The organism is Kitasatospora sp. NBC_01266 (genome assembly GCF_036242395.1).
Classification (GTDB): domain Bacteria; phylum Actinomycetota; class Actinomycetes; order Streptomycetales; family Streptomycetaceae; genus Kitasatospora.
On record NZ_CP108458.1, the window covers coordinates 47,690 to 67,076 of the forward strand.

The window sequence follows — 19,387 nt, forward strand, 5'->3', positions numbered from 1 at the left end:
ACCCCGGCAACAGAACCGACGAGTGAGAGCAGAACTCCTCTTGAACCACCCCCCGACCACGACGACCGGTGGCTCGCTGATCATCGGCAGTGCCGCCCCCGCCCGCGCCCTCGGAGCCGGCCTGTCCACCGTCCGCTACGACGGCAACGGTGCCACGAGTCTCGTCAGCACCCTGCCGGTCGACCACCCGTCCTACGCAGCCGTCGACCCGAGGCGTGCGGTGCTCCACGCCGTCCTGGAGCAGGAGGCCGGACGGGTCCTGTCCGTGCGGATCGACTCCGGCACCGGGTTCCAGGGCCGGCCGGCCACGGCCGTCAGCGGCGGCTCGGGCCCGTGCCACCTCTCGGTCCACCCCAGCGGTTCGCACGTCTTCGCGGCCCACTACGGCGACGGTGTCCTCTCAGTCATCCCCACCGACGCCGACGGCCTGGTCTCCCCCACCGGGCCGGTGCACACCGTCCGCCATCCCGGCCGGGAGGACAGTGCCGAGTTGCGCGACGTCCCCCACGCGCACATGGCCGCCCCCTCCGCGGACGGCCGTTTCCTGCTCTGCACCGACCTCGGGACGGACCGGGTCTACTTCTACGCCTTCGATCCGGCCGCCGGCCGGCCCAGCGAACACCAGGTGGTCCAACTGCCGCCCGGCAGTGGCCCCCGGCACCTCGTGTTCCATCCGTCGGGCCGGCACGTCCACGTCCTCAACGAGCTCTCCTCCACCCTCACCGTCTGCACCTGGGAGGCGATCCGCGGCCGCCTCGAACCCACCGCCGAGTTCACGACTCGACAGGACCCGAGCGCGCCGAACGCCAACTCGGCGGCGGCCGTCCGGCTGTCCTCGGACGGCCGCTTCCTCTACACGACCAACCGCGGTGACAATACGATCGCCGTGCACGCCGTCCGCGATGACGGCGCGTCCGTCGAGTTGCTCACCACCGTCGCCTGCGGCGGAACCTGGCCCCGCGACATCGCCCTCACCCCGGACGAGCGCCTGCTGTTCTGCGCCAACCAGGGCTCCGACACGCTCACCGCCTTCCACCGCGACCCGTCATCCGGGAACCTGACACCCACCGGGGAACACCTGGCGGTCACCGAGCCCGCGCCCGTCCTGCCCATCGGGCCGTGAACCGACCTCGGTCACACCCGGAGCAGGTCCGTGCAACGGCATGACGAGAAGTGGATCGCCGAGTTCGACGGCGAGTTGCCCGGCCCCGAGGTGTCGGCCTCGGGCCGCCCTGACGGCCCGACGGCCTCGCGGCCTGTCGATCGTGCCGGGCGTCCGTCGGCGGCATAGCGTGACCGGTGGCGCCCGTCCTCGCGGAGACGGCACGCCGGAGACAACGGCACCTTGGAGGTTGGTTCATGCGCGCGGTGACCTACGACTCGTACGCCCCGGACAACTCGCGGCTGCGCTACGGCGAGGTGGCGGATCCCAAGGTCGGCCCCGGCCAGGTGCTGATCCAGGTCCGCGCGGCGGCCGTCAACCCGGTCGACTGGAAGGTCATGGCCGGCGGCCTGGACGGCATGCTGGACACCGTCTTCCCCGTCATCCCCGGCTGGGACGTGGCCGGCGTGGTGACCCGGACCGGCCCCGACACGCCCGAGTTCGCCCCGGGGGACGAGGTGATGGCCTACGCCCGCAAGGACGTGGTGCAGGGCGGCACCTTCGCCGAGTACGTCGCGATCGCCGCGCCGTCGGTCGCGCACAAGCCCGCCGCACTCGACTGGGCGCAGGCGGCCGGGCTGCCGCTGGCCGGCTTGACCGCCCTGCGCAGCCTGGACCGGCTCCGGGTCGGGTCCGGTGACGTGCTGCTGGTGCACGGCGCGGCCGGCGGCGTGGGCAGCCTGGCGGTGCAGCTCGGCTCGGACCGCGGCGCCCGGGTGATCGGCACCGCCTCGGAGCGCAACCACGCGTTCATCCGCGAGCTGGGCGGCGAGCCGGTGAGCTACGGGGACGGCCTGGTCGAGCGGGTGCGGGCGCTGGCGCCTGACGGCGTGACAGCCGTGGTCGACTTCGTCGGCGGCCAGCTGGAGACCACGCTCACGGTCCTTGCCGACGGTGGCCGGCACGCCTCGGTCGCCGACCCGGGCGTGGAGCAGCACGGCGGTCACTGGATCTGGGTCCGCCCGGACGGCGCCAAGCTGGCCGAACTCGCCGCGGCGGTCGACCGGGGAGCGCTGACCGTCGAGGTCGCCCAGAGCTTCCCGCTGGAGCGCGCGGCCGAGGCCTTCGACGCCAGCCGCACCGGCCACACCCGGGGGAAGCTGGTCGTCCTGCCCTGACGGCGCGGCGTCAGTAGTGGCTCGCCGGCACCAGGGCGGGCCCGATCAGGGCCGGAACGGTCTGGACGAAGAGGATCTTCCGGCTGGCGGTGGCCGCGCCGTACGCGCCGGCCACCGCCACGCACACCAGGATCTGCGGCCACCACGGCCGTCTCCCCTACCGGTGTCGTGGCGGAGCGGGCGGGGGCGGGCCGGCGGGGGCCGCTCCGGGCCAGACCAGCAGGACGGGGCACCCGGCGTGGTCGACCACGAAGCGCCCTGCGGGGCCGAGGCTGTGCGGCCCGAGGTGGGTGCGGTCGCCGTCCCGGGCGAGCACGAGCAGGTCGGCGCCTTCCGCGGCGGCCACCACCTCGCGCTCGATCCGGCCGGTTCGCGCCACCTGGACACAGGGCCGTCCCAGCAGCTCGGCGGCGGCTCGGAGCAGTTGCCGGGAGGAGTCGGCGGCCAGGTCCTCCAGGCGGGTGCCCGGGTCGCTCCCCCAACCCCCGCCCTGGTGCTGCCCCTTCGGATGCCCGCGCCCGAGCAGACCGGCGAACGCACCGTGCGCCACCCCGGACACCTCGGTGCCGGTGACGTGCAGCAGGACGATCTCGGCGCTCTGAGCGGCGTGCGCGCGGGCGGCTTCGACGCAGGCGGGCCAGGTGCCCTCGGCGATCCATACGACGACGGCCACGGCCTCACCCTCCGACGATCTGCAGCGATCCCCACAGTGCTACCACAGCCAGCACCAACGCCGGTGGCACGACGAGCAGTCCGAGCCGGGTGAACTCGCCGAGCGGGACGTCGGTGTCGTGCTCGTGCACGATGCGCCGCCAGAGCAGGGTGGCCAGCGAACCGGCGTAGGTCAGGTTGGGGCCGATGTTGACCCCCAGCAGCACCGCGAGCACCGCGCCGGGTCCGGCCGGGGCGGCGAGCGGCAGCAGGACGAGGGTGGCGGGCAGGTTGTTGATGACGTTCGCCAGGACGGCGGCCAGGGCGGCGGTGCCGAGCAGCGCCGGCAGCGCGGTGCCGTGCGGCACGAGGTGCGCGAGCCCGGAGGCGAGCCCGTTGTCGACCACCGCGCGCACCACGATCCCGAGCGCCAGCACGAAGGCGAGGAACGGTACGGCGGCGGCCCGCCCGATGGCGGTCACCGTGGTTCGACGCCGGCTCAGGGCCCGCACCGCGAGCGTCAGGGCACCGGCCAGCGCGGCCCAGGCCGGGTCGATCCCGATCGCCGAGGCGAGGACGAAGCCCGCCAGCGTGCCGGCGACGGTGAGCAGGGCGAACAGCGGCATCTCGGGTGCCGCCCCGCCCGCCGGCGCCTGTGCGCCCGCATCCAGATCGGCCGCGAAGAACCGCCGCAGCACCACGTACTCGACCCCGATGGCCACGAGCCACGGCAGGGCCATCAGCGCCGCGAACCGGGTGAAGCCGAGCCCGCTGGCCGTGAAGGCCAGCAGGTTGGTCAGGTTGGAGACCGGCAACAGGAGTGACGCGGTGTTCGACAGGTGGGTGCAGGCGTACAGGTGCGGCTTCGGGCGGGCCCCTAGCCGGGCGGCGGTTGCGAAGACCACCGGCGTGAGCAGCACCACCGTGGCGTCCAGGCTGAGCACCGCCGTGGTCACCGAGGCGACCGCGAACACCTGCACCAGCAGCCGACGCGGACGTCCTACGGCGCTTCGGGCCATCCAGGCCCCGCAGGCGTGGAAGAGGCCCTCGCCGTCGCAGAGCTCGGCGAGCACCAGCACGGCGGCGAGGAAGCCGATCACCGGACCGAGCCGCGCGGCCTCGGCCGCGGCGTGGGCCGGCGAGATGGCACCGGTGGCGACCACCAGGACGGCGGCCGGGACGGCGACCACCGCCTCCGGCCAGCCCCACGGCCGCACCACGGCGCAGACCAGCACCACCGCCAGCAGGCTGACCGACAGGGCCTCGGCGAAGAACGTGTTCAGGGTCGACTCCAGGAGAGGTGGCAGCGGTGATCACCATCCTGGCATCCCCGGCGTCCGGCGCGGTAGCGGGCACACCGCGCCGAAGGCGGGGTGACGGACGGCGAACCCGTCCGTCAGCCCGCCCCGGGCGCGCGCGGAAAGCGACCGAATCGACCTGCGCGATCAGTGTTCTGACGATGCGTCAGATCCATCAGACGGTCGCCGCCGACGACGGGAAGGAGAGCCGGTAGCGTCCACCGGCCGCCGCCTGGAACCGGTACCGGCGCAGTTCGACCTGCTGCCGCCGACCGCGGACCTGACGGGGTACCGGGTCGTGGTGGTCCCGGAGTCGACCCCGGTGGACGACGCCCTGGCGGTGCGCCTGCAGCAGTACCGCGAAGGCGGCGGAGCCGTCCTGCTGATCGGGCCCGCCCTGCTGAAGAACGGCGCCGGGCCGGCCCTGCCCGACCTGCCCGTCGAGGGGCTGGCGCAGGCGACCGCCGGCGAGTCCTTCCTCGCCGGCGAGGGCGTGCCGGGCGTCCCGGCCGACTTCCCGGTGATCAGCTACGGCTCCCGCCTGACCGCTCGCGCGGCGCCCGGCGCGGAGGTCCTCGCCCGGGTGGTGGCGCCCTACTTCCCGCGCAGTTGGGACCGGTTCTGCGGCCACTCCTACACGCCGCCGGCCGACCTCACCGAGGAGGTCGCCGTCGCCGTCGGCGGCGGGGTGGCCGCGGTGACCGCCCCACTGCTGGAGGCGTTCCACGAGCACGGCCTGGAGGCGTACCGCCACCTGCTCGGCGCCGCGCTGGACCGCCTGCTCCCGGACCCGCTCGTCCGGGCCGGCGGCCCCGTCCACCTGGAGACCACCGTCATGCGCACCCCCACGGGCACGACGCTGAACCTGATCAGCTTCGTCCCGGCCCGGGAGACGCCCGCGCTCGACCTGGTGCACGACCTCTTCCCGCTGGTCGACGTCCCCGTCGCACTGCGGCTGGACGGTGAGCCGCGCTCCGTGCGGCTGCAGCCCGAGGGACGGGAACTGCCCTGGGAGCACGACGGCACCTACCTCCACGTGCGGGTGACCGTCCTCGACGGGCACGCCATGGTCGTGGTCGACCACGACTGAGACCCACCCTGACCTGAGCCGAAACGGACCGATCGGCGTGGCAGGCCCCGCGGGGCCTCCCACGCCGATCGGTCTCGCACCACCGCGGCCACCTCACTGCGCCGGTGCGAACCCTCCCCAGACCGACGGCGCGGAGCCGCCCGGCCCCTGTGCGTCCACCCGGTAGGCGTCGCCCGCGGCGCTGCGCACCCCGGTGGCGTGGTTGAACTGACCGGCGAACTCGTGCTCCCCGGCCGGCACCGTGCGGCCCGGCCTGAGCACCCAGCGGTAGACCAGCGTGCCGCCGGTCTGCTGGACCGTGACGGTGAAGTCGTCGGTCGGCAGGGTCCGCCAGTCACCGGTGTCCTGCACGCCGCCGGTCTGCGCGAAGCGCAGTTCCACCGTGAGCGAGGTGAGCGGCTGGGTGGTCCTCAGGACCAGGTTCTCCTGGGACCAGTAGACCGTGCTGTGCGGATCCACCGAACCCGCCGACCACAGCACCCCGTTCTGCGCCTGGACGGCGGCCGACGGTGTCGGGCGCGGACTGCCGGGCGTGGTGACCGGCGCCGGCACCACGGGAGCGGGCCGGGACGGCGGCGTACCGGGCGTGCCGGTGGACGCCGACGGGGACGGCGAGGGGCCGGCCGGCGCGACGACGGTCTCCGAGGACGAGGAGGTCGCGACGATGGCGTCGACCGCGAGGCCGCCCGTCGCCAGGATGCCGCCGGCGACGAGGCCCGCGAGTGCGGCCCTGGGCGCGGACCACAGGCCGCGCCGCGCTCGGTGGCGGACGGCCGGGCCGGCGACGCCGCGCTGAACCCTCGCCAGCATCCTGGCGCGGTCGGGCTGATGGGCCTGGGCGGCCTCGTGCAGCCGCCGAGAGATCTCCTCGTTCACCGCTTCCTCCTTCCTGCCACCAGTTCGCCGACCGCTCGTGCGCCGAGTACGCCTTCCAACTCGGCCATTCCCTTCGAGGTCTGGCTCTTCACCGTGCCGACCGATATGCCGAGCGCCAGCGCGGTTTCCTTCTCCGACAGGTCGAAGGCGTGGCGCAGCACCACGCAGGCCCGCTTGCGGAACGGCAGGCGGGCGAGCGCCGCCCGCACGTCCAGTACGGCCGCTACGTCCGGCCCGTCCGTCCGTTCCGGGGCACGGGTCCAGAACAGCGTGATCCGGCGTCTCTCGCGGACCGCGCCGCGGATCCGCTCCCGCGCTTACGTCGAGCAGCAGGGCTACGGCCTGCGCTTCGCCATCGAGCCCAAGCCCAACGAGCCGCGCGGCGACATCCTGCTCCCGACGGTCGGTCATGCCCTGGCGTTCATCGACGAGCTGGAGCGCCCCGAGCGGGTCGGCGTCAACCCGGAGGTCGGCCACGAGCAGATGGCCGGACTGAACTTCCCGCACGGCATCGCCCAGGCGCTGTGGCACGGCAAGCTCTTCCACATCGACCTCAACGGCCAGTCGGGCATCAAGTACGACCAGGACCTCCGGTTCGGCGCCGGCGACCTGCGCCAGGCCTTCTGGCTGGTCGACCTGCTGGAGTCGGCCGGCTACCAGGGCCCGAAGCACTTCGACTTCAAGCCCCCGCGCACCGAGGACTTCGACGGCGTCTGGGCCTCGGCCGCCGGCTGCATGCGCAACTACCTGCTGCTCGCCGAGCGCTCCCGCGCCTTCCGGGCCGACCCCGAGGTGCAGGCGGCGCTGGCGGCCTCGCGCCTGCCCGAACTCGCCGCCCGCACCGCCGAGGACGGGCTGACCGGCCTGCTGGCCGACCGCACCGCCTTCGAGGAGTTCGACGTCGACGCGGCCGCCGCCCGCGGCATGGCCTTCGAGCAGCTCGACCAGCTCGCCCTGGAGCACCTGCTCGGCGCCCGCTGACCGAGTACGTGCCACTGTCGGCGGACAGTGGCACGTACTCACAAGATCCACCGTGAGGGCGTCCGGGGCGTGCCGATCCCGTTCCTGACGACCTGTGGGAGCGGGTGGCCGCGTCGCCGCCACCCGCTCCCGAACGGCGCCGCCGCTGCCCCGGGCGCCCGGGTGCCGCCTCCTGCGACGGTCGATCCGATCCGTCCGGGGCCGCTGCTGTCCAGGCGCACTGATCCACCTGCACCCGGTTCGTTGCCGGTGTCCGCGAACTCCCCGCCCCGGCCTCCGGCACAGACCGGGGGGACGGCGCCAGCAGCGTCGGCCTCGCCACCGCAGGCGTCCGTCTCGCTTGACCTCCTGCGCGTCAGCCCGGCAGCCAGTGCAGCTCGTGCGCCAGGGTTTTGGCGACGGCACGGATGCGGCGGTGTAGTGGTGACTGCTCGCGTGGGAGGACCAGGTGGATCGTCAGGCTGGGCGCGCCTCGCAGTGGTCGCCAGGTGAGACCGGCCGGTTGTGCCGTGGCCGCGGCTTCTCCGGCCGGGGCGAGGGTGACCCCGTCGCGCAGGTCGCGCTGAGACAGGTCGAAAGAGACTGCGGGCGTGTGGAATCGGGGGTGTGGTCGGGTGTCTCGGAACAGTGCGGACAGCTGATCGTGGATCACGGGGTTGGCCGCACGGTCCGGGAGCCGCAGCGGATACGCGGCCGCGTCGGCGATCTCGATCTCCGGGTGTTCGGCCAGCGGATGGTGCTGCGCCAGCTGGACCCCGATGCGCGCACGCCGCAGCAGGAACCGGCGCACGCCACGGCCCGGTTGTTCACCGCGGGTGATCCCGGCATCGATGCGGCCGTCGGCGACCGCGGGGGAGATCTCCGGTGTCGCCATCGGGACCGCGCCGACCTCGAGTCCGCTGTTCCCGCGAATCAGCCTGTCCACCAGGGCCGGTGCCGTCTCGGCCCCGGTGCTGAGGCTGTATCCGATGCGCAGCGTGCCCAGTTCACCGGCCGCCGCGCTCCGGGCGGTGTCCCATGCCCGGTCCAGCGCCGCCAGCGCGGGCGGCGCGGACTCCGCCAAAGCCGCACCGGCCGTGGTCAATACGACGCTACGCGTGTTGCGGACCAGCAGGGCCGTCCCGAGTTCCGCCTCCAATCGGCGCATCCGGGCGCTGAGTGCGGGCTGTGCGATGCCGATCCGTGCGGCCGCGCGGGTGAAGTTCAACTCCTGCGCCAGCACCAGGAAGTACCGCAGGCTCACCGTATCCGGCGCCACGTGCCCTCCCCGCCGATTGATAACGATCCGTTCTGAGTCTATCCCGTACCGGTCTTTCCCTCGGCCGCACATCAAGCCCTAACCTGCGCATATGACGATTCCACTGACCGCAGTACCCGTCGCCGGGATCGATCGAGCCGAGTGTCAATTCGAAGTCGGACGTGTCCGGCCGAACACAGGAGGTTTCCGTGGCCAAGGGCTACTGGGCCAGTGTCTACCCCGCGATTTCCGACCCTGAGAGGCTGACTGCCTACGAGAAGCTGGCCGGTCCGGCTGTCCGGGCCGGGGGCGGGCGCCTCCTGTCCCGTGGCGGTCGAGTCGTCGCCCACGAGGCCGGAATCACGCAACGCGTCGTTCTGATCGAGTTCGACAGCTTTGAACAGGCCGTCGCGGCCTACCAGAGCGAGGCGTACCAGAAGGCGCTGGTGGCCCTCCCCGACGGCTTCGAGCGCGACTTCCGCATCATCGAAGGCATCGACTGACCGGCGGGCCCAGCCATCGCTGAGCATCCGTCACCTGATACGCACACGGTGCTGAACGACGACTCACGAGACGAGTTCGAAGCGATGCCCCGCGTCCCGGTTCGTCCTCGACGTCCTCGACGTCCTCGACGGCCTGATCCCTGTCGGGCGGATCGAAGAAGCGCCGCGACGTCCGGGTCGGCTGGACTGTCCCGCTGACCTCGTCGACGAAGCCCACCCTCGCCCGAAGCGAACCGCGAACCGCTTCTCACACGACAGATCGGTCCAGCGAACACAAGGCTTCGACGACCAGGGGCGCATCCTGCATCCATCTGCCGTGTGCCGGCCGGCGTGGGGTCCGGGCGGCTGCTCGACGCCTTCTCGTGGTCAGCCGAGAGCGATCGAGTTCCCGGACACCGTCACCTTGGCCTCCGCAAGCGGCTGGGTGGCCGGGCCGTTCGCCACACTGCCGTCACTGATCTTGAACTTGCTCCCGTGGCACGGGCAGTTGATCGTTCCGCCGGTCACGTCTCCGACCGTGCAGCCCCGATGGGTGCAGATCGCCGAGAATGCCTTGAACTCGCCAGGGGCGGGCTGCGTCACCACGACCTCCTGCTCCTTGAAGACCGTGCCGCCGCCCACGGGGATGTCCGCCGTGCTGGCCAGCGCGGCTCCGCCGGAGCTCGAGGCAGAACTGCTGGGCGCCGGCGGCGTGGTCGCGCCTGCCGAGGAGGCGGAGCCACCGGCGGCAGGTGCCGCCGCCGGCTTGTCGCTCCCCGAGCACGCGGCCAGGGCGGCGGCCAATCCGGTGGTGCCCGCGGCCGCCACTACCGCGCGGCGGGTGGGGAGTCCGGTCGAGCTGGAGTTCTCTGCCACTGCGTGTTCCTGTTCCGTGAAGAGGGCCGGTGCGGGAGCCGTGATCCGCCCGGAGGCGTGTTGCCCGCGTTTGCCCACTCATACGCCCTCCGACGGCCGCGCGTTCAATGCGGCGGACGGAAATTTCTGACGGCCGTGCGTCCGTCTTCCGGTCGGGGCACACCGGGTGCCGCCGTCAGTAGACTGACCGCGTGCAGCGACTGGCGCTCTTCGACCTCGACAACACGCTCATCGACCGTGATGCCGCCTTCGCCGCCTGGCTCGACGAGTTCGTCACCGAGCACCGGCTCGACGGCGCGGCACGCACCTGGTTGGTCCACGCGGACAGCCTCAACACCGGCCCGATGGACGGCTTCTTCCGTCGCGCGCGGCTGGAGTTCGGGCTGGCCCCGTCGGCGGAGGACCTCTGGAGTCGGTTCCGTCAGCGCATGCCCGAGCTGGCTCGCTGCCGTCCCCCGGACCTCGCGGCTCTCGGTGAACTGCGGGCCGCCGGCTGGAAGACGGCCATCGTGACCAACGGGATGACGGACAACCAGCGGGGCAAGATCCACCGCACCGGCCTCGCGGCCCTGGTGGACACCTGGTGCATCTCGGACGAGGTCGGGATCCGCAAACCCGACCCCGCGATCTTCCGGCTGGCCGCGCAACGCTGCGGAACCACGCTCGACCGGGGTGGTTGGACGATCGGCGACAGCAGCACCCACGACATCGCCGGGGGCCGCGGTGCGGGGCTCGGCACCATCTGGATCCGCCGCGACCGGACCTGGCCCGACGACCGGCCGGCACCCGACCACGAGGTCGACGACGTCGCCGAAGCCGTCAGGATCCTCCTCGGCCGGTCCGGGGCCTGAGCGGGTCCGGAGCCGTACTGCTCCCTCGAGGAGGCGCTGCGGACCGGTCAGGACCGTGCAGGGCCACCTTGTCAACGCGAACACTTGAGCGCGGCACGCGCCGGAGGCGGGGTCCCGACGGGACCCCGCCTTCGGCGCGCGGGGAACTCAGGACCGGTACGGGAGTGCCGCCTCCGAGGTACCCGCCGGGTGGGTGTGCAGCACGCCGTCCGGGCCGCCGATCCGCAGCTGCCACGGGTGCGGACTGTCGGTGGTCACCCGCAGGCGGTCGCCCTCGCGGCGCAGGTGGAAGACGGCGGTCCGGCCGGGGCCGTCGGTGCGCGGGATCTCCACGGTGCGCTCGGCCCCGTCGGCGAAGGCGTGCACCCGCAGTTCGACGCCGTCCGCCCAGGCGGAGACCGGGTGCTGGTCGTCGGCGCCGAGCGGGATGACGGAGTCCGGGCGGGCCAGCAGCGGCAGGGTGTGGAAGCCGTGCTGCTCCCGGACCCAGCGCGGGCCGGTGAGCTGAGCACCGGTCAGGAAGTTGGTCCAGGTGCCCTCGGGCACGTAGTACTCGACCGTGTCGTCGTCGGTGAAGACCGGGGCGACCAGCAGGTCCTCGCCCAGCAGGTACTGCCGGTCGAGCGCGGCGGCGGCGGGGTCCTGCGGGAACTCCAGCACCATGGCCCGCATCACCGGGATGCCGGTGGCGTGCGCCCGCTGGGCGGCGTGCCGCAGGTAGGGGGCGAGGCGGTGCTTGAGCAGGGTGAACTCGCGGGTGACCTCGACGGCCTCCTCGCCGTAGCTCTCGTTGACTCCGAGAAGATTGTTAACGCTCACATTTCCACTGTCAAGTGTGCGTCAGCCGAGGGTCCACTTCTGGTTGCTCTGGCCGCTGCAGGTCCACAGCTGGGCCAGGGCGCCGTCGGCGGTGGAGGCGCCGGTGACGTCCAGGCACAGGCCGGACTGGACGCCGGTGACGCTGCCGTCCGGGTTCAGCCGCCACTGCTGGTTGGTCTGGCCGTTGCAGGGCCACACGTCCACCCTGGTGCCGTTGCCGGTGCCCCTGCCGGCGGCGTCCAGGCACAGCCGGCTGCCGCCGCTGTAGACGGTGAGCTGGTCGGAGGCGGTGTGCGTCCAGGTCTGGTTCGAACCGCCCCAGCAGTCGTAGATCTGCACCCGGGTGCCGGCCGTGGTCGAGGCGTTCGGCACGTCCAGGCACTTGCCCGCACCCACCGCCCGCAACGCACCACTGCCACCACCACCGACCGGGCCCGAACCGCCGCCGAGGGCGGAGAGCGCCGCGCCGAAGGCGGGCTTGGGCTGGTCGTTGTCGTCGTACATGGTGGCGGCGCCGTAGCCGGGGAAGGTGCCGGGGATCCAGGAGTGCGCGTCGTCCACGCCCCACTGGGAGACGCCGACGCAGCCGCTGACGGCGAGGCAGTCGCCGACCACCGTGGCGTAGTCGGTAGCCTGCTGGGCCAGGGTGCCGCTGCTGGCCGGGAGTTGGATGCGGTCGTCGAGCTCGGTGACGGCGACGTTGAGGCCCAGGTTGACGAAGCGCTGCATGTTGGCCCGTATGTCGCCGGGGACCTGGCCGAGGATGAAGTGGCTCTCGAAGCCGATGCCGTCGAGCGGGACGCCCTGGGACTTGAGCTGGGAGGCCAGGGTGTAGAGGGCGTCGCTCTTGGGGTTCTGGCCCTCGATGTTGTAGTCGTTGAGGTAGAGCTTGGCGTTGGGGTCGGCGGCGTGGGCGGTGCGCAGGGCGTCGGCGATGTAGCCGGGGCCCATCGCGTTGTAGAAGGCGTCCTGGCGCAGGCTGCCGTCGTCGTTGAACGGCTCGTTGACGACGTCCCAGGAGTAGACCTGGCCCTTGTAGCGGGTGGCCTCGGTGGTGATGTGGGACTCCATCGCTCCCTGGACCTGGTTGCTGGGCAGGTTGCTCACCCAGGAGGGGAGTTGGCTGTGCCAGACCAGGTTGTGGCCGCGCACCCGCATGCCGTTTGCCTTGGCGAAGTTGACGATCTGGTCGCCGGGACCGAAGTTGTAGCTGCCGGGCGCGGGTTCGGTGGCGTCCCACTTCATCTCGTTGCCGGGGGTCACCATGTCGAACTGGGCGGCGGCGACGCTGGTTTCGCCGCTCACGCCGAGATCGCCGTCGGTCAGCGCGGTGCCGAAGTAGCGGGAGTCCGATTCGGCTGCGGCTCGCAGTGTCGTGCCGGTCGCGGCGGCGGGAGCGGTCGCGGCGCTGGCGGGAGCGGTCGCGGCCGGCAGGCCGACCACGACTGCCAGCGTGGCGGTGAGCGCGACGGCCCAGGCACGGTGCAGTGCCCTCGGTGCAGGTTTTGAGATGCATGTTCGACCTCCAGCGGTCGTTCCGGGCGAAGGCGCACACCGACGGCACGGCCTGTCGGCCGTGCGGGTCACGGGGTGCGCGGGGGGGATGGCGGATCGCCACCCCGGCGCGGGGCGGCGCCGCCCCGGCCGTCCGGCAACGGCACTCGGCGGGAGCGGCTCCCGTGGCCAGGAAAGCCGCAGCCCGGTCGGGGCGTCAAGAAGCGGTTGAAAGTTTCGGCATTGTTTCGAAACCTCCGAGGCCAACGGCGGTCGGCGGCCGAGCGGGCCCGGGAGCTGCGGCTGAGGCTACCAAACCCGGTTCCTGCGCAACCACTTGACAGTTGGTGATGCACACTGCACCGTCTCCTCCCATGACATCCTCCCCGTGGACCGGCATCCCCGAGCCGAGGATGTTAGCGCTAACAAATCCACCCGTTCGCGCTACCAGGGAGAATCCCGGATGAAGATCCCCCATGCCTGGCGCCGCCTCCGGCGGCCGCTGCGGACCACCGCCCTCGCTCGGGCGGCCGCCGCGATGACCATCGTCCTCGGTGCGCTGGCCACCGCCGGAACCACGGCCGGGCCGGCCCAGGCCGCCACCCAGGGGCCGTGCGACATCTACGCCGCGGGCGGCACGCCGTGCGTGGCCGCGCACTCCACCACGCGGGCGCTGTACGGCTCCTACGACGGCCCGCTCTACCAGGTGCGGCGCGCCTCCGACGGCGCGACCTCGGACATCGGCCCGCTGAGCACCGGCGGCTACGCCGACGCCGCGGCGCAGGACGCCTTCTGCGCCGGCACCAACTGCGTCATCACCGTCATCTACGACCAGTCCGGTCGGCACAACAACCTCACCCAGGGACCCGGCGGCGGGGCCGCCCCCACCACCGACAACCTGGCCGACGCCACCGCCGCGCCGATCACCCTGGGCGGGCACCAGGCATACGGCGTCTACATCGCCCCCGGCACCGGCTACCGCGACGACAACACCGACGGGATCGCCACCGGCGACCAGGCGGAGGGCATGTACGCGGTCCTGGACGGCACGCACTACAACGGCGGCTGCTGCTTCGACTACGGCAACGCCGAGACCAGCAACCACGACGACGGCAACGGCACCATGGAGGCCGTCTACTTCGGCGACATCAAGGTCTGGGGCTACGGCAGCGGCAGCGGACCGTGGGTGATGGCCGATCAGGAGAACGGCCTGTTCTCCGGGGTGAACGCCGGCTACAACGCGAACGACCCGAGCGTCAACGACCGGTTCCTGACCGCCATGGTCAAGGGCGAGCCCGACAAGTGGGCGATCCGCTCCGGCAACGCGCAGTCCGGCGGCCTGGCCACCGGCTACAGCGGAGCGCGCCCCGACGTCTCCGGCTACAACCCGATGCACAAGGAGGGCGCCATCATCCTGGGCATCGGCGGCGACAACAGCAACGGCGCCGACGGCACCTTCTACGAGGGCGTGATGACCTCGGGCTACCCGAGCGACGCGACCGAGAACGCCGTCCAGGCCAACATCACCGCCGCCGGCTACGGCACCTCCAGCGGTGGTGGTGGCAGTGGTGCGTTGCGGGCGGTGGGTGCGGGCAAGTGCCTGGACGTGCCGAACGCCTCGACCACGGCCGGCACCCGGGTGCAGATCTACGACTGCTGGGGCGGTTCGAACCAGACCTGGACGCACACCGCCTCCGACCAGCTCACCGTCTACAGCGGCGGCAGCCGGCTGTGCCTGGACGCCGCCGGCAGGGGCACCGGCAACGGCACCAGGGTGGACGTGTGGCCCTGCAACGGCCAGACCAACCAGCAGTGGCGGCTGAACCCGGACGGCAGCGTCACCGGCGTCCAGTCCGGCCTGTGCCTGGACGTCACCGGCGCCTCCACCGCCGACGGCGCCCTGGCCCAGCTGTGGACCTGCAGCGGCCAGAGCAACCAGAAATGGACCCTCGGCTGACCGGGCGTCACCAACCCACGACGGGCCCGGACGGCGGAGCACCAACCCCGCCACCCGGGCCCGTCACCGGTGGCGCGCCAGGCAACCCTCGCGACGGGGCGCGGGTTGCCTGACGCGGCACCGGCTCAGAACCCCTGCGCCAGGCGGTGGTAGGCCTGGTTCCAGCGCAGCTCCCGGGTGAACCGGCGGGTCGTGGTGTCGGCGTCGATCACCAGCAGCTCGACCCCGAGCATCTCCGCGAGATCGTCCAGCTCCTCGGTGCCGACCGCGCTGGAGAGCACGGTGTGGTGGGGCGCGCCGGCCGTCAGCCAGGCCTCCGCCGAGCTGCGCAGGTCCGGGCGGGGACGCCAGACCGCCCTGGCAACCGGCAGGTTGGGCAGCGGCGCCGGCGGCTCGACCACGTCGATCTCGTTGGCGACCAGCCGGAACCGGTCCCCGAGGTCGGCCAGGCCGACCACCACGGCCGGGCCCGGTTCGGCGTCGAAGACCAGCCGGACCGGGTCCTCCCGGCCGCCGATGGACAGCGGGTGGATCTCGCAGGACGGCGTGCCGGAGGCGATGCTCGGGCAGACCTCCAGCATGTGCGCCCCGAGCACCAACTCCCGTCCGGGCTCCAGGTGGTAGGTGTAGTCCTCCATGAAGGAGGTGCCCCCGGGCCGGCCTGCGGCCATCGCCTTGAGGGTCCGCAGCAGCAGCGAGGTCTTCCAGTCCCCCTCGCCGCCGAAGCCGTAGCCGTCGGCCATCAGCCGCTGCACGGCGAGCCCGGGCAGCTGGCGCAGGCCGCCGAGGTCCTCGAAGTTGGTGGTGAAGGCCTTGAAGCCGCCCGCGTCCAGGAAGCCGCGCAGGCCGAGCTCGATCCGGGCCGCGTAGCGCAGCGAGTCGTGCCGCGCGCCGTCCGCGCGCAGCTCGGGCGCGAGGCGGTAGGTCTCCTGGTACTCCTCGACCAGCGTGCCGACCTCCTTGTCCGAGGTCGAATCCACCGCCGCCACCAGGTCGTTGACGCCGTAGGTGTTGACCGAGACGCCGAACCGCCGCTGCGCCTCCACCTTGTCGCCCTCGGTGACGGCGACGTCGCGCATGTTGTCGCCGAAGCGGGCCAGCCGCAGGCTCCCCAGCGCGGCCCGGCCGGTGGCGGCCCGGGCCCAGGCGCCGATCCGGGCGGTCACGGCCGGGTCGGCGACGTGCCCGACGACGGTCTTGCGGGCCACTCCGAGCCTGGTCTGCACGAAGCCGAACTCGCGGTCGCCGTGGGCGGCCTGGTTCAGGTTCATGAAGTCCATGTCGATGGACTGCCAGGGCAGGTCGACGTTGGCCTGGGTGTGCAGGTGCAGCAGCGGCTTGCGCAGCCCGGACAGGCCGGTGATCCACATCTTGGCCGGCGAGAAGGTGTGCATCCAGGTGATCAGGCCGATGCAGTGGTCGTCGGCGTCGGCTTCCAGGCAGACCCGGCGGATCGCCGAGTCGCTGGTGAGCACGGGCCGCCAGACCAGCCTGACGGGCAGCTCGGACGACTGCCCCAGCGTGGTCGCGATCCGCTGGGACTGCTCGGCGACCTGGCGCAACGTCTGCTCGCCGTACATCTCCTGACTGCCGGTCAGGAACCAGATCTCGGGTCCTTCGGTCCTCCGGTTCACTGGTGGCTCCTCACTGGGCCGCGGGGCGCTGGCCGTAGACGTGTCGATAGCGGTGGTTGAGGCTGTCGATGTCGCTCCGCGCGATCGGTAGCGGCTCGCCCAGCTGGCGGGAGATGTGCACGGTGCGCGCCACGTCCTCGCACATCACGGCCGCCTTGACCGCGGCCTTGGCGTCCTTGCCGATGGTGAAGACGCCGTGACTCTTCATCAGGACGGCCGGCGAGCGGTGGCCGCTGAGGGTTTCCACGATTCCCCGGCCGATCGAGTCGTCGCCGATCAGCGCGAACGGGCCGATGGGGATCTCGGCGCCGAACTCGTCGGCCATCGCGGTGAGCACGCAGGGCACCGCCTCGCCGCGGGCCGCCCAGGCGCACGCGTAGGTGGAGTGGGTGTGCACCACTCCCCCGACCTCGGGCAGGTGGCGGTAGACGTAGGCGTGCGCGGCGGTGTCGGAGGAGGGCGAGTGCCTGCCCTCCACCACGTTGCCGTCCAGGTCGCAGACGATCATGTTCTCCGGCGACAGCTCCTCGTACGGGACGCCGCTGGGCTTGATCACCAGCAGGTCTTCACCCGGGACGCGGGCGGAGACGTTGCCGGCGGTCCAGACCACCAGGCCGTACCGCACCAACTCCTGGTGCAGGTCGCCGACCTGGCGGCGGATCGTCTCGATGGTCGTGGTCACGGTGCCTCGCTCGGCTCGGAGGGCTGGGTCGGGACGGCGCCGGCGGCGGTCGCCAGTGCGGCGTTGCGGATGCGGCGCAGCCGGTGCAGGGTGCCGTCGGTGGCGAACCGGTCGTGCAGCGCGCGGTACTCGGCGTAGAGCCGGTCGTACGCGTCGGCCCGCTCCGGATCCGGCCGGTACGCGGCGGGGCGAACCCGGCCCATCGCCGCCGAGGCGGCCCGCACGTCGGGGTGGGCCCCGGCGGCGACGGCGGCGTGGATGGCGGAACCGAGGGCCGGCCCCTGCTCGGACACGGCGAGCGAGACCGGCCGGCGCAGCACGTCGGCGTGGATCTGCATCAGCAGCGCGTTCTTGCCGAGGCCGCCGGTGACGATGTACTCGGTGACCGGCACCCCGCCCTGCTCCAGTGCCTCCACGATGACCCGGGTGCCGAACGCGGTGGCCTCCAGCAGGGCGCGGTAGACCTCCTCCGGACGGGTGGCCAGGGTGAGGCCGACGATCACGCCGGAGAGGTCGTGGTCGACCAGGGTGCTGCGGTTGCCGTTCAGCCAGTCCAGCGCCACCAGGCCGTGCCCGCCCACTGGTTGGCCCGTGGCCTTGCGGGTGAGCAGCTGGTGCGCGTCCTCGCCGGCGGCCTCCGCCTCGGCGAGGTAGTCGGCGGGCAGGCCCTGGCGCAGCCACCACGCGAAGATGTCGCCGACGGCGCTCTGGCCGGCCTCGTAGCCGTAGCTGCCGGTGACGATGCCGTTCTCGACCACGCCGCAGATGCCGGGCACCTCGGCCGGCGCGGCCCCGTTGACCACGTGGCAGGTGGAGGTGCCCATGATGGCGAGCAGCTGCCCGTTCTCCACGGCCCGGGCGGCGGGCGCGGCCACGTGCGCGTCCACGTTGCCGGCCGCCACCGCGATGCCCTCCGGCAGGCCGGTCCAGCCGGCCGCCTCGGCGGTCAGCGAGCCGACCCGGGAGCCGAGCGGGGCGAGCGGGTGCTCCAGCCGGGTGCGGGCGAAGTCGGCGAACTGCGGGTGCAGCGCGGCCAGGTAGTCCTCGCTCGGGTATCCGCCGTCCTGGTGCAGGCCCTTGTAGCCGGCGGTGCAGGCGTTGCGGCTCTCGGTGCCGGTGAGCTGCCAGACGATCCAGTCGGCGGCCTCGATCCAGCGCTCGCAGGCCGCGTAGACCTCGGGGTCCTCCTCCAGCAGTTGCAGCGCCTTGGCGTACTGCCACTCCGCGGAGACCTTGCCGCCGTAGCGCGCGATCCACTTCTCGCCGCGGGTGTGGGCCAGGGCGTTGATCCGGTCGGCCTGCTCCTGTGCGGCGTGGTGCTTCCACAACTTCGGCCAGGCGTGCGGGCGGTCGGCCCACTGCGGGAGCTCGGCGAGCGCGGTGCCGTCGGCGCGGGTGGGCAGCACCGTGCAGGCGGTGAAGTCGGTGGCGATGCCGATGATCCGGGCGGGGTCCACGCCCGCGGCGGCCACCGCGGCGGGGACGGCGGTGCGCAGCACCTCGCGCCAGTCCGCGGGGTGCTGGAGCGCCCAGTCCGGGGGCAGCGCCGCGCCGGTGCCGGGTAGCCGCTGCTCGATGACGGCGTGCGGGTACGCGTGGACGGCCGTCCCGAGCTCCTCGCCGTCGCGGGCCCGGACCAGCACGGCTCGACCGGAGAGCGTGCCGAAGTCGACACCGACGACGTAGCTGTCCGGGTCCGGGCTGGCAGATGGCGCGGTCACGTGTGGTCCTTCAATTCGAGGGGCGTCCGGGGTCGGAGCCGGTCGCCGACGCGTTCCCGCTTCGGCGCGGGAGTCGGCGACCGGCCGGCCGTTCCACGCCTGTGGGGAAGGAGGGAACGGGAGCCGCCGACGAGCGGCAGAAGCGGGATGTGGCGCTCGCCGGCGGGGTCTGGTGGGTCGATCGCGCAGCCGGCGGCGGCCGGCGGCAGGCAAATTGTTAGCGCTAACACCTGGCCTGTCAAGAGCGCCGAACGGGGGGCCGATTCGATGCTCCGGGGGCCCCTCGCGACGTTCCGTCAAGAGCCCGCGGAGGCTTGTGCGGCAGCTCGTCGACCCGTTGACGCCCGACTCTGTGAGCGCTAACAATACTCGCCACCGCCGAAACATCCGCGCAACACGAAACTCCTCCGCACCACGCCGACGGCGAGCTGACGCCGGCCATCCGCGACCCGCCGCTC

Annotated in this window: 17 protein-coding genes and 2 pseudogenes; 7 read left to right on the forward strand and 12 right to left on the reverse strand. The window is 72.7% G+C overall.

What is annotated here, in order from left to right; translation table 11 throughout:
• The first annotated feature begins 40 nt into the window (after positions 1-40).
• A complete protein-coding gene (locus OG403_RS00195; protein ID WP_329560333.1) occupies positions 41-1,123 on the forward strand; it encodes a lactonase family protein in 1,083 nt (360 codons plus the stop codon).
• Between the two features lie 236 nt (positions 1,124-1,359).
• Positions 1,360-2,280: an NADP-dependent oxidoreductase gene (locus tag OG403_RS00200; protein WP_329560334.1), complete on the forward strand. Its 921-nt coding sequence runs from the start codon at positions 1,360-1,362 to the stop codon at positions 2,278-2,280.
• Between the two features lie 10 nt (positions 2,281-2,290).
• On the opposite strand, the gene OG403_RS00205 is transcribed toward OG403_RS00200, so the two are convergent.
• From OG403_RS00205 to OG403_RS00215, 3 genes are read right to left on the reverse strand one after another with little or no spacing between them, the layout of a single operon-like run.
• Complete coding sequence (locus OG403_RS00205; RefSeq protein ID WP_442910843.1) at positions 2,291-2,401, reverse strand: DUF1304 family protein; 111 nt, start codon at positions 2,399-2,401, stop codon at positions 2,291-2,293.
• Positions 2,402-2,437: 36 nt separating this feature from the next.
• Complete coding sequence (locus OG403_RS00210; protein WP_329560337.1) at positions 2,438-2,953, reverse strand: universal stress protein; 516 nt, start codon at positions 2,951-2,953, stop codon at positions 2,438-2,440.
• Between the two features lie 4 nt (positions 2,954-2,957).
• Entirely contained in the window at positions 2,958-4,214 is a 1,257-nt protein-coding gene (locus OG403_RS00215; RefSeq protein WP_329572028.1) for an SLC13 family permease, read from the reverse strand.
• A 274-nt stretch (positions 4,215-4,488) separates the two neighbouring features.
• Between OG403_RS00215 and OG403_RS00220 the strand changes: the two genes are divergently transcribed.
• Complete coding sequence (locus tag OG403_RS00220) at positions 4,489-5,319, forward strand: hypothetical protein (protein WP_329572030.1); 831 nt, start codon at positions 4,489-4,491, stop codon at positions 5,317-5,319.
• A 93-nt stretch (positions 5,320-5,412) separates the two neighbouring features.
• Here the strand turns inward: OG403_RS00220 and OG403_RS00225 are convergent, their stop codons facing one another.
• Positions 5,413-6,195 carry a hypothetical protein gene (locus tag OG403_RS00225; protein WP_329560338.1) on the reverse strand — a complete coding sequence of 261 codons (783 nt, stop codon included), beginning with the start codon at positions 6,193-6,195 and terminating at the stop codon, positions 5,413-5,415.
• Positions 6,192-6,512: pseudogene (locus tag OG403_RS00230) on the reverse strand (sigma factor-like helix-turn-helix DNA-binding protein); the annotation flags it as partial. The pseudogene OG403_RS00230 and the gene OG403_RS00225, both read right to left, overlap by 4 nt.
• A gap of 1 nt (position 6,513) precedes the next feature.
• Between OG403_RS00230 and OG403_RS00235 the strand changes: the two are divergent.
• Positions 6,514-7,176: pseudogene (locus OG403_RS00235) on the forward strand (xylose isomerase); the annotation flags it as partial.
• Between the two features lie 355 nt (positions 7,177-7,531).
• Here OG403_RS00235 and OG403_RS00245 read toward each other — a convergent pair.
• Positions 7,532-8,434, reverse strand: coding sequence for a LysR family transcriptional regulator (locus OG403_RS00245; protein WP_329560339.1), 903 nt, complete (start codon positions 8,432-8,434; stop codon positions 7,532-7,534).
• A 188-nt stretch (positions 8,435-8,622) separates the two neighbouring features.
• On the opposite strand from OG403_RS00245, the gene OG403_RS00250 reads away from it, so the two are divergent.
• Positions 8,623-8,916 (forward strand): DUF1330 domain-containing protein, encoded by a 294-nt coding sequence (locus tag OG403_RS00250; RefSeq protein ID WP_329560341.1) that lies wholly within the window; start codon positions 8,623-8,625, stop codon positions 8,914-8,916.
• Positions 8,917-9,282: 366 nt separating this feature from the next.
• Here the strand turns inward: OG403_RS00250 and OG403_RS00255 are convergent, their stop codons facing one another.
• A complete protein-coding gene (locus OG403_RS00255; protein WP_329560343.1) occupies positions 9,283-9,771 on the reverse strand; it encodes a Rieske (2Fe-2S) protein in 489 nt (162 codons plus the stop codon).
• A 191-nt stretch (positions 9,772-9,962) separates the two neighbouring features.
• Between OG403_RS00255 and OG403_RS00260 the strand changes: the two genes are divergently transcribed.
• On the forward strand, positions 9,963-10,622 hold the full coding sequence (locus OG403_RS00260) for an HAD family hydrolase (RefSeq protein ID WP_329560345.1): 660 nt from the start codon (positions 9,963-9,965) through the stop codon (positions 10,620-10,622).
• 147 nt (positions 10,623-10,769) lie between these two features.
• Here the strand turns inward: OG403_RS00260 and OG403_RS00265 are convergent, their stop codons facing one another.
• Positions 10,770-11,441, reverse strand: coding sequence for a hypothetical protein (locus tag OG403_RS00265; RefSeq protein WP_329560347.1), 672 nt, complete (start codon positions 11,439-11,441; stop codon positions 10,770-10,772).
• A 21-nt stretch (positions 11,442-11,462) separates the two neighbouring features.
• Positions 11,463-12,884 carry an endo-1,4-beta-xylanase gene (locus OG403_RS00270; RefSeq protein ID WP_329560349.1) on the reverse strand — a complete coding sequence of 474 codons (1,422 nt, stop codon included), beginning with the start codon at positions 12,882-12,884 and terminating at the stop codon, positions 11,463-11,465.
• A gap of 514 nt (positions 12,885-13,398) precedes the next feature.
• Here OG403_RS00270 and OG403_RS00275 point away from each other — a divergent pair.
• On the forward strand, positions 13,399-14,892 hold the full coding sequence (locus OG403_RS00275; RefSeq protein ID WP_442910844.1) for an arabinofuranosidase catalytic domain-containing protein: 1,494 nt from the start codon (positions 13,399-13,401) through the stop codon (positions 14,890-14,892).
• A 125-nt stretch (positions 14,893-15,017) separates the two neighbouring features.
• Here OG403_RS00275 and araA read toward each other — a convergent pair whose 3' ends face one another.
• Genes araA through OG403_RS00290 form a run of 3 tightly spaced genes read right to left on the reverse strand, consistent with a single transcriptional unit; the run spans position 15,018 to position 18,929 of the window.
• Entirely contained in the window at positions 15,018-16,526 is a 1,509-nt protein-coding gene (gene araA / locus OG403_RS00280) for an L-arabinose isomerase (RefSeq protein ID WP_329560351.1), read from the reverse strand.
• Between the two features lie 10 nt (positions 16,527-16,536).
• Positions 16,537-17,208: an L-ribulose-5-phosphate 4-epimerase gene (locus tag OG403_RS00285; protein ID WP_329560352.1), complete on the reverse strand. Its 672-nt coding sequence runs from the start codon at positions 17,206-17,208 to the stop codon at positions 16,537-16,539.
• Entirely contained in the window at positions 17,205-18,929 is a 1,725-nt protein-coding gene (locus OG403_RS00290) for a ribulokinase (protein ID WP_329560354.1), read from the reverse strand. The genes OG403_RS00285 and OG403_RS00290 overlap by 4 nt, the downstream gene beginning before the upstream one ends.
• Positions 18,930-19,387 lie beyond the last annotated feature (458 nt).

Bases quoted from the DNA above. Each gene is read 5' to 3' on its own strand.
- OG403_RS00275 (WP_442910844.1), top strand. From the start codon at position 13,399: ATGAAGATCCCCCATGCCTGGCGCCGCCTCCGGCGGCCGCTGCGGACC.
- OG403_RS00200 (WP_329560334.1), top strand. From the start codon at position 1,360: ATGCGCGCGGTGACCTACGACTCGTACGCCCCGGACAACTCGCGGCTG.